This window comes from Pacificimonas flava, assembly GCF_000342165.1.
Taxonomy (GTDB): domain Bacteria; phylum Pseudomonadota; class Alphaproteobacteria; order Sphingomonadales; family Sphingomonadaceae; genus Pacificimonas; species Pacificimonas flava.
This window is the reverse complement of record NZ_AMRV01000005.1, coordinates 53645-63323: the sequence shown is the minus strand read 5'-3', so window position 1 is coordinate 63323 and position 9679 is coordinate 53645. Positions and strand designations below refer to the sequence as shown.

At 66.2% G+C, this 9679-nt stretch carries 7 protein-coding genes; 1 reads left to right on the top strand and 6 read right to left on the bottom strand.

The annotated features are described in order from the left end of the window. The first annotated feature begins 113 nt into the window (after nucleotides 1-113). Nucleotides 114-1325, top strand: coding sequence for a GGDEF domain-containing protein (locus tag C725_RS08740; protein ID WP_008602025.1), 1212 nt, complete (start codon nucleotides 114-116; stop codon nucleotides 1323-1325). 31 nt (nucleotides 1326-1356) lie between these two features. Here the strand turns inward: C725_RS08740 and C725_RS08735 are convergent, their stop codons facing one another. From C725_RS08735 to C725_RS08710, 6 genes are all read right to left on the bottom strand, one after another. After that, complete coding sequence (locus tag C725_RS08735; protein WP_008602022.1) at nucleotides 1357-2301, bottom strand: D-2-hydroxyacid dehydrogenase; 945 nt, start codon at nucleotides 2299-2301, stop codon at nucleotides 1357-1359. A gap of 56 nt (nucleotides 2302-2357) precedes the next feature. Next, nucleotides 2358-3494 carry an acyl-CoA dehydrogenase family protein gene (locus tag C725_RS08730; protein ID WP_008602021.1) on the bottom strand — a complete coding sequence of 379 codons (1137 nt, stop codon included), beginning with the start codon at nucleotides 3492-3494 and terminating at the stop codon, nucleotides 2358-2360. Between the two features lie 154 nt (nucleotides 3495-3648). Beyond that, nucleotides 3649-4833: an acyl-CoA dehydrogenase family protein gene (locus C725_RS08725; protein ID WP_008602018.1), complete on the bottom strand. Its 1185-nt coding sequence runs from the start codon at nucleotides 4831-4833 to the stop codon at nucleotides 3649-3651. 58 nt (nucleotides 4834-4891) lie between these two features. Continuing rightward, nucleotides 4892-6214, bottom strand: a complete 1323-nt coding sequence (locus C725_RS08720; protein WP_008602016.1) for an amidase family protein — start codon at nucleotides 6212-6214, stop codon at nucleotides 4892-4894. Between the two features lie 100 nt (nucleotides 6215-6314). Continuing rightward, nucleotides 6315-8372 (bottom strand): 3-hydroxyacyl-CoA dehydrogenase NAD-binding domain-containing protein, encoded by a 2058-nt coding sequence (locus tag C725_RS08715; protein ID WP_008602014.1) that lies wholly within the window; start codon nucleotides 8370-8372, stop codon nucleotides 6315-6317. Nucleotides 8373-8432: 60 nt separating this feature from the next. Further along, nucleotides 8433-9671 (bottom strand): serine hydrolase domain-containing protein, encoded by a 1239-nt coding sequence (locus C725_RS08710; protein ID WP_008602012.1) that lies wholly within the window; start codon nucleotides 9669-9671, stop codon nucleotides 8433-8435. Nucleotides 9672-9679 lie beyond the last annotated feature (8 nt).

Below are 9679 nucleotides of genomic sequence, written 5' to 3'. Positions count from 1 at the left end.
TCAGAGGCGTCCACGTGGGTTCCCCATGAGATCTTCTCGATCAGAGGCGCTGGGTAAGGCTTTGTTGAGGAACTGCGCTTACCGAGCCGGGTAGCTGCCGCCTAGAAAGACCTATGACCGTCGACCCCTTCACCATGCTGATCCTGACCATGGGAATTGCGTTCATCACGGCGTGTTTTCTGGCCGTGGAATGCCGCGCCCTGAAGGACGCATCGCTGGGCTGGTGGAGTGCCGGCTTCGCGTCGATCGCGCTCGGCTGCAGCCTCTCGCCGCTACGGGAAAGCTACTCCGTCCTTATCGGCCTGTGGTTCGCAAATGGCCTGCTGATCGCCGCGCATCTCTGCTTCCTGCACGGTGCGGGCGCGTTCGTGGGGCGGCGTATCGATCCCCTGTGGTGGAGCGTCTTCCTGCCGTGGACCGCGATGCTGGCAGTGCCGGATACGCAGATCCGTATGGATGCACTTGCCGCGTTCAATGCCGCGGCCGTGGCCATTCTGGCCCTGAAGACGGCGATGCTGTTCTTCAGCCTGCACGGCAACAAGTCCGAACGGGTCGCGCACAGCCTGGGAGTCGTCTTCCTGATCCACGGCTTCTGGTATGTGGGCAAGATCGGACTGGTCTTCACAGCCGGCGCCTATACGGACCTGACACGGTTCCAAGGCTTCGCCATCGGGGTTTCCCTGCTCGAGGGGGTGATGGTGGCCGTCCTTCTCGGCCTTTTGATGGCGGCGTCCGTGCGGCGGCGGCAGGAGCAGGAAATCAAGCGGCTTGCGGAGCGCGATTCCTTGACCGGCATCCTGAATCGGCGCGCGTTCGAAAAACAGGCCCACGCCGCCATCACCGAGGCCGCAGCGCAGCAAAGGGCGTCAACGCTGATGCTGCTCGATTTCGATCATTTCAAGGCGATCAACGACAATCATGGTCATGGGTTCGGCGACCGCATGCTGACGAAGTTCACCGGTCTGACGGAAAGCCTGTTGCCGCCGAACGCCATTTTCGGGCGCCTTGGCGGAGACGAATTCGCCATGCTGATCCCCGGTATCCAGGAGGAAGAAGCACGGCACCTGGGCACCACGCTATGCATCCGCTTTGCTGAGCTCACCGGGACGTCCGGGGAGATTCCGGGCGGAGCAAGCGTCAGCATTGGTGCGGTGACGTTTTGCGGAGATAGCGACCTGACCGGCCTTCTCGCGGCCGCGGATGCGCGCCTTTACGAGGCGAAGCGGCGCGGACGGGGTCAGATTCGAATGGGCACCATGGGGGCGGTTTCGCCGCTCCATGGAGACGATTGGGAGCAGCCCATGCTGCGGGCGGCCGCGGGATGACCTGCCCGCAGGACGAACCGCTGCTCCAGCGTCAGTAGCCGCGTTCCGTATCCACGACGTTTATGAGGTCCTGACCGCCGCGGAAGCGTTCGAGGTTCTTGAGGAGAAGATCGGTCACGCGGGCGGGCATGGTCGTCTGGCTGCGACCGGACAGGTGCGCCGTGACGATGGTATCGGGCGCATCCCACAGCGGATCGTCCGCGGGAAGCGGCTCCGGCGTCGCGGGATCGAGGAGGGCGCCGGCGATTTCCTTCGCGTCCATCGCCGCGCGAAACGCCGTCTGATCGATCAGCGACCCGCGGCCGATATTGACGAGACAGGCGCTCTTTTTCATCGCCTTCAGCTCGTCCGCGCCGATCATCCCCTCATTCTCCTCGGTGCCGGGCGCGGCCAGAATGACGAAATCATAGTCTCCCAGCGTTGCGCGCCAATCGTCCGGCCCCAGCACACCGGTCGTCGGATCGGGCTTTGATCGGACCACCGTCACGTCGGTACCGACCCCGCGAAGCTGGCGGGCGATTTCCGTACCGATATGACCGTATCCGATCAGGAGCGCCTTCGAGGAGGAAACCTCCACCGTGCCATAGGGCGACTGACCCCACTCCTTGCGGTCATGCATGCGCACCACGTCGGGAAACCCCTTGGCGAGCGCATAGACACCCATGACCGCCCATTCCGCCACGGGCACGGCGACGAGGCCGACGCCGTTGGTGAAGGCGATGCCGCGCCTTGCCATCACATCCAGCGGATAGCGGTCGACGCCCGCGAAGCAGACGGCGATCCATTCCAGATCCTCGCCCGCCTCTATGACGCGGCGGATATCGCGTTCCGGTGCCAGCAGGTCGAGCTGCGCCATCTTCGCGCCCCGTACCGCCTCCACCGCCTCATCGACGGTCTGGAACCAGGCGGGCTCGACATCGGCTGGCAGGCGGGGCTCCATCTCGTGACGCCAGAAGGAGGAGAGGGCGATCTTCATTCGGTCACCTTTCGAGCTACGCCGGAACGGAGCGCGGTTCGCATTGCTGCGCGCTGTCAGTAGCCGGCCTCGCGCGCCAGACGGTCGGCGTGGTAATTGGCGTCACCGAACAGTTCGGCGAGCGTGCGCCCGCGCTTCATGTAAAGACCGATATCATATTCGTCGGTCATGCCGACGCCGGCGTGCATCTGCACCCCCTCCTGCACGGCCAGCGTCGTCGTCCAGCCGGTCATGGCCTTGGCGACATGCACGGCCTTGTGCGCCTTCTCCGAGCCTTCGTCGAGAAGCTGCTGCGCCTTCAGCACGGCGGCGCGGGCGACTTCCAGCTCCGCATAGAGATGCGCGGCGCGATGCTGCAGTGCCTGAAAGCTGCCGATGGGAACGCCGAACTGCTTGCGTTCTTTCAAATAATTGACGGTGATGTCGGCGGCGCCCTGCCCGACGCCGAGCATTTCGGCGGAGGCGGCGGCGCGGCCGGCGCCGAGCAGCGCATTCAGCGGTCCCCAGCCGCCATCCACCTCTCCGATGACGGCGTCGGCCGTGACCTCCACATTGTCGAACTCCAGGCGCGCGGCGATGCTGGCATCGGCAAGGCGGCGCGGGTCCGCCTTCAGCCCCTTGGCGCCCTTCTCCACGGCGAAGAGGGTGATGCCGTCGGCGTCCCCCGCGCTGCCGCCGGTGCGCGCGGCGACGATCAGAAGATCCGCGACATGGCCATGCGTAACGAACGTCTTGCGGCCGGACAGCTTGAACCCGTTGCCGCTGCGCGCGGCCGTCATGGCGGTGGCGGCGGGATCGTGCTTCGCGCCCTCGTCGACGGCGATGGCGGCAACGGCCTCTCCGGCGGCGATCTTCGGATACCATTTGTCCCGGTGCTGCGCGCCGCCGTGCTTCAGGGCCGCGACCGCAGCGATACCTGTCGACAGGAGCGGGGAGGGGGTCAGGTTCTTGCCGATTTCCTCCATGACCACGCCCGCCTCGACATGGCCGAGGCCGAGGCCGCCCTCGTCCTCCGACATCAGGATGGAGGTGAAGCCCATCTCCGCGAACTCGCGCCACAACGCCGGATCATAACCCGTGCCGTCATCCGCATCGCGCAGCTTTCGCATGTGCGCGACGGGCGCCTTTTCGCGCACGAAACCCTCGGCGCTGTCACGGAGCATTTCCTGGTCTTCGGTGAGGTAGAGGGGCATTCGGGGTCTCCGGGTATCTGGTGCTGGGCCTTGCGGCGGGATTTTGTAGGCGAACCGGGGAGGACCCTCCCCTAACCCCTCCCTTTCAGGGCGGGGAACGCGCCGGTCTTCTCCCCTCCCTGAAAGGGAGGGGCCGGGGGAGGGTCAGCGGCGGTCAGGACGGCAGTTCGAGGATCCGCTTCGAAATGATGTTCAGCTGAATTTCGCTGGTGCCGCCCTCGACGCTGTTGCCCTTCGAGCGCAGCCAGTCGCGCGCCTTCTTGCCGCCGCCCGATTCCTCGCTATCCCATTCGAGAGCGTCCGAGCCGCCCGCTGCCATGACGAGTTCGTTGCGGCGCTTGTTCAGTTCCGTGCCGTAATATTTCATCATGGAGGGCTGGGCGGGATTGCCGCGCCCGGCCTTGAATTCGTCGGCGAAGCGCTCCGCCTGCGCGCGGTAGGCGGCGGAGCGCACCTCGAACATGGCAATTTCCGCGCGCAGCAGCGGATCGGCGAGGCGGCCGTCCGCCTCCTCCCCCACCGCATCCTTTGCCATGGCGGGGAGCGGTTTGCCGCCGCCGCCGCCAAGGCCCATGCCGGAAATCATCTCGCGCTCGTGACCCAGCAGATATTTTGCGACGTCCCAGCCCTTGTTCTCCTCGTAGACGAGGTTCTTCTTTTCCGCGCGGGCGTCGGTGAAATAGGTTTCGCAGAAGAAGCTGTAGCCGGAAATCAGCTTGATCGGCCGCGCCTCCACACCGGGCTGGTCCATATCGAACAGGACGAAGCTGATGCCCTTGTGCTTGGGTGCGGACGGGTCCGTGCGCACGAGGCAGAAGATCCAGTCCGCCTGGTCGGCATAGCTGGTCCAGACCTTCTGACCATTGATGATGTAATGATCGCCCCGGTCCACCGCCTTCGTCTGCAGGCCGGCAAGGTCGGAGCCGGCGCCGGGTTCGGAATAGCCCTGGCACCAGCGAATCTCGCCGCGCACGATGGGGGGCAAATGCTCCTTCTTCTGCGCCTCCGTCCCGAATTTCAGGAGCGCCGGGCCGAGCATCCAGATGCCGAAGCTGGACAGCGGCGGCCGCGCGTTGATGCGGGCCATTTCCTGCTGTAGCACCTTCGCCTCCGCGGCGGACAGGCCGCCGCCGCCATAGTCGGCCGGCCACATCGGCGCGGTCCAGCCCTTCGCGGCCATGCGCTCCAGCCACTGCTTCTGCGCATCCGAAGAGAATTCGAACTTTCGTCCACCCCAGCAGGCGTCGCCGTCGCCGCGCGCCGGCTGGCGCATTTCGGCGGGGCAATTCTCCTCCAGCCAGGCGCGCGTGTCGGCGCGGAAGGTATCAAGATCGGACATATCGGGTTCCTCCATTTGCCGGCACGATAGCGCGGCCGGCCGCCCGGCGCCCCCTCCCCTATTTCGTAAGCGCGTCCGCGATCCACCGGGCCGCGGCCAGCGTCAACCGGTCGCCGAAGCGCGGGCCGATCACCTGCATGCCGATGGGCAACCCTTCGCGTGACCGGGTCAGCGGCATCGCCGTCGCCGGCAGACCTGGATAGTTGGCGAGGCCCGCCCAAGCGAGCTGCGGTCCCCAGGGCTCGGGCCGGCCGTTCACCGAAACCATGCGGCTGCGGCTGTCACCATCGTCGTGCGGGAAGGCAGTGATACCGGCGATCGGCGCCAGAAGAACACCGACGCCCTCGAAGAATGCGGCCCATTGGCGGCGGTAGCGCGCCTGTTCGTCCAGCATCTGCCACCAGCTTTCAAGATCGACCGGTTCGACGCCCTCCGGTAGCGGCTGGCGCCGCCCGATGGTCGTCAGAAGCAGACGGATATAGGCGGCGTGCATGGCGGCAAGGTCCGGCAGCGGTTGTGGCGGCCGATGCACGATCACGGCGCCGTCCCGCTCGGCCTGCCGCGACGCCGCCACCATCGCCGCGCCGATCTCATCATCGAGACCCGCCGCCGGATGCGCCTCGAGAACAGCGATGCGCAGCCCGGAGAACGTCTGGCGGTGCGGCCCCGCCAGCGGATGCATCAACGTCAGATCCAGCGCGAGCGACAGGTCCTCCGGCGTTCGCGCCATCGGTCCGACAACCGACATTTCGGCCATGTGACCGTCGGTGCCCGGCAGCATCTGCCCGTCCGTGGACACGATCCCATAGCTCGGCTTGTGGCCCCACACGCCGCAGAAATGCGCTGGCACGCGGATGGAGCCGCCAATATCGCTGCCATATTCCAGCGGCACATATCCGGCCGCGAGCGACACGGCCGACCCGCCGGAGGAGCCGCCGGGCACGCGCGACGGATCGTGCGGGTTGCGCGTGACGCCGTAGACGGGATTGCTGCTGTGCCAATCGGCAAGGACGGGCGGCACGTTCGTCTTGCCCAGAAGGATCGCGCCCGCCGCCTTCAGCCGCCGTACGACCTCCGCATCCCGGTCCGCGATGAAATCCTTGTGTTCGGCCAGTCCCCAGGTCGTCGGCAGGCCGGCGACGTCGAAACTTTCCTTGATCGTCATGGGAACGCCGGCAAGCGGCAGGTCCGCCCGGTCGCTGCGCACGTCGAGGGCGCGGGCGGCGTCCAGCGCCCGATCGAAATCGCGGACGACGACGGCGTTGAGGTCGTCGTCGCGCGCCTCGATCCGCGCGATGGCTGCTTGCGCCTCGGCCAGCGCCGTTGTCCGACCCGCCCGAACGGCATTGGCGGTTCCGATGGCGGATTTCAAAGTCACCACATGTCCTCCCCCAGGAAAGCGGGAGGGTGGCGGACGGACGCCTCTTCGTGCGCGTGCTGCCCGCCGGAATCCGCCGGCCCCTCCCGGACCGGCTACCGGATCAATTGAAGGTTTCGCCCTTCGCGGCCTTGTCCTTCAGAAGCTGCGAGATCTTCAGGTCGGGCATCTTGTCCTGATGCTTTTCGAGACCGGCGAGGATCGTGTCCGCACCCTCCAGGTCGGCCCAGAACATCGGGCCGCCGCGATAGCGCGGCCAGCCATAGCCGTAGATCCACACCACATCGATGTCGGAGGCGCGCTGGGCCATGCCCTCCTCCAGGATAAGCGCCCCCTCGTTCACCATGGGGTAGAGCGTGCGCTCGCGGATCTCCTCGTCGGAGATTTCGCGCTGCGGCGTCCCCTCCTTCTCCGCCCATTTGCGGATCAGCGCCTCGACCGTGTCTGATGGCGTGCCGCGGCGGTTCTCGTCATAGTCGTAGAAGCCGGCGCCCGTCTTCTGCCCGCGCCGGTCCATGGCACAGAGTTCGTCGCGCAGGCTCTCGATCCGGTTCGTGTCGCGGTGCCAGCCAATGTCGAGGCCGGCAAGGTCGGACATCTGGAACGGCCCCATCGGCATGCCGAATTCCTGATGCACCTTGTCGATCTGCCAGGGGGTCGCGCCCTCCATGATCAGCTTGTTCGCCTCTCGCTGGCGCGGGCTGAGCATGCGGTTGCCGATAAAGCCGTGGCACACACCGGCGACGACCGCCACCTTGCCGATCTTTTTGGACAGCGCCATCACCGTGGCCAGCACGTCGGGGCGGGTTTCGGCGCCCCGCACCACCTCCAGCAGCTTCATGACATTGGCCGGCGAAAAGAAGTGCATGCCCACGACATAGCCGGGGCGCTTCGTCGCCTGCGCAATCTCGTCGACGTTGAGGTAAGAGGTGTTGGAGGCAAGGATCGCGCCGTCCTTCACATGCGCGTCCAGCTTGCCGAACACGTCCTTCTTCACGTCCATCGATTCGAACACGGCCTCGATTACGAGATCGCAGTCCGCAAGGTCGGCATAGTCGAGCGTCGTGGAAAGCAGGTCCATCGCCGCCTTCGCCTTCTCCTCGGACATGCGGCCGCGCTTGACGTTCCCCTCGTAATTCTTGCCCATGACGCCGGTGCCGCGGTCGAGCGCCTCCTGCTTCATCTCGAGCATGGTGACGGGGATGCCGGCAGACAGAAAGTTCATGGCGATGCCGCCGCCCATCGTTCCGGCACCGATGATGCCGACCTTCCTGATGGGGATGAGCGGCGTGTCCTTTGGCACATCGTCGATCTTGGCGGCCTGTCGCTCGGCGAAGAACAGATGGCGCTGCGCCTTTGACTGATCCCCCTGCATCAGCTTCATGAACTCCTCGCGCTCGACCTTCACGCCCTCGACATAGGGCAGCTCGGCCGCGGCGCGAACGCAGCGCATGCAGGCGGCGGGGGCATCGAAACCGCGCATCTTGCGGCCGTTCTTCGCCTTGAAGTCGTCGAAAATCTGGCCGATGTGCGCGGCGTCGGGCAGCCGGTCGGTCCGGCGAGAGGTCGCCGGATGGCTGTCCGCCTTCGCCTTTTCCCGAGCGAAGGCGATGGCGTCCGCCTCCAGACTGTCCTCGCCCGCCAGCGTGTCGACCAGGCCGATCTTCTCCGCCTCTCCGGCGCCGATGGGCCGGCCGAAAACGATCATGTCGAGCGCCTTCTCGACGCCCACGACGCGCGGCAGGCGCTGCGTGCCGCCCGCACCGGGGAGGAGGCCCAGATTGACCTCGGGCAGGCCCAGCTTCGCGGACGGGACCGCCACGCGGTAATGGCAGGCCAGCGCCACCTCCAGCCCGCCGCCGAGCGCGGTGCCGTGGATCGCCGCGACGATGGGCTTTGCCGACGCCTCCATCGCGTCCAGCGTCTCCGGCAGGCTCGGTCCCTGCGGCGGCTTGCCGAATTCGGTGATGTCGGCGCCGGCGTGGAAGGTGCGGCCGTCGCAGCGGATGACGATCGCCTTCACGCTGTCGTCGGCAAGGCCGGCCTCGACCCCCTCCTTCAAACCCTGCCGCACGGCGGCCCCGAGGGCGTTCACCGGCGGATTGTCGGAAATGACGACGAGCACATCGTCATGGCGTTCGGTGCGGACTGGACTGGTCATCGTTCGGGGTTCCTCCTCAATTATGTCTCCGCCCCCCGGCGGCATTCGGGCGTCGCGGCGTCAGGCGTAGCTTTCCGTCAGCGCCGCGTGGATCAGTGTCTTCAATTCGCGGCGCACGTTGAACTGCATGGACGGGCCGACCTGCGTCATGAACACCATGATCAGCCGCTCGACGGGATCGATGAAGAAGGCCGTCGAGAAATAGCCGCCCCAGTAGAATTCGCCCTTCGACGCCGGCACCAGCGTCCGGTGCGGGTGCATGGTCGTCGCAAAGCCCAGACCGAATCCGACCCCCTCGTTCGCCGCCTCCGAAAACAGCGATTGCGAGACCTGCGTCAGATCCTTGCCGCCGGGCAGGTGGTTCGCGGTCATCAACGCGACAGTCGTCGGCGACAGGATGCGCGCGCCGTCCAGCTCTCCGCCGTTCAGAAAGGCGTGGCAGAACCGGTGGTAATCGGCGGAGGTCGAAACGAGACCGCCGCCGCCCGACAGCAGTTTCGGCCGCGCGCCCCACGCGCTCTTGTCGCGGCTGTCGAGCAGGCGGTTCTTGCCCGTCGGCGTCACGGCGTAACAGTCGGGCAGCCGGGCCAGCTTGTCCGCCGGCGCGAAAAAGCCGGTGTCGTCCATGCCGAGCGGCCGGAAGATGCGCTCGGCGAACACCTCGTCCAGCGGCTTGTCCGCAAGGCGCTGCACGACGGCGCCGAGGACATCCGTCGCCACAGAGTAGTTCCACGAGGTGCCCGGCGAGAATTCCAGCGGAATCTCGCCCAGCGCCTGCACGAAGCCATCAAGGTCGAAATTGCCGTGGGTGTTTTCCAGCTTCGCCTTGCGGTGCGCATGATCGACGGCGGTGCGATACTGAAAGGAATAGGTGAATCCGGCCGTGTGACGAAGGAGGTCGACCATCTGCATGGGCCGGTCGGGCGCCTTCGTCTGGAAGGGCGCTTCGAACCCGCCGGCGACCAGGACGCCCGTGTCCTTCAGTTCCGGCAAAACTTTCGACACCGGATCGTCGAGCTGGATGCGCCCCTCCTCGAACAGGGACATGAACGCGGCCGATGTAACGGGCTTCGACATGGAGGCGATACGGAAGATCGTGTCGTCGGCCAGCGGAACGCCGTCCTCTCGCAAGGTGCCCTGCGTGGAAAAATGAACCGGCTCTCCATCGCGGCTGACCAGTAGCTGCACGCCGGGCAGGCGTCCCGTGTCGACGTAGCGCCGCTTCAAGAATTCATCGATGTGCGCCAGCCGCGCGGGATCGAACCCCTGCGACTTCGGATCGACCGTCATGATCGTCATGAAACCTC

What these genes read in the sequence shown, in the direction of transcription:
- C725_RS08725 (WP_008602018.1), bottom strand. Translation starts at nt 4,833, where the DNA reads ATGTCCGATCTTGATACCTTCCGCGCCGACACGCGCGCCTGGCTGGAG.
- C725_RS08710 (WP_008602012.1), bottom strand. Translation starts at nt 9,671, where the DNA reads ATGACGATCATGACGGTCGATCCGAAGTCGCAGGGGTTCGATCCCGCG.
- C725_RS08715 (WP_008602014.1), bottom strand. Translation starts at nt 8,372, where the DNA reads ATGACCAGTCCAGTCCGCACCGAACGCCATGACGATGTGCTCGTCGTC.
- C725_RS08730 (WP_008602021.1), bottom strand. Translation starts at nt 3,494, where the DNA reads ATGCCCCTCTACCTCACCGAAGACCAGGAAATGCTCCGTGACAGCGCC.
- C725_RS08740 (WP_008602025.1), top strand. Translation starts at nt 114, where the DNA reads ATGACCGTCGACCCCTTCACCATGCTGATCCTGACCATGGGAATTGCG.
- C725_RS08735 (WP_008602022.1), bottom strand. Translation starts at nt 2,301, where the DNA reads ATGAAGATCGCCCTCTCCTCCTTCTGGCGTCACGAGATGGAGCCCCGC.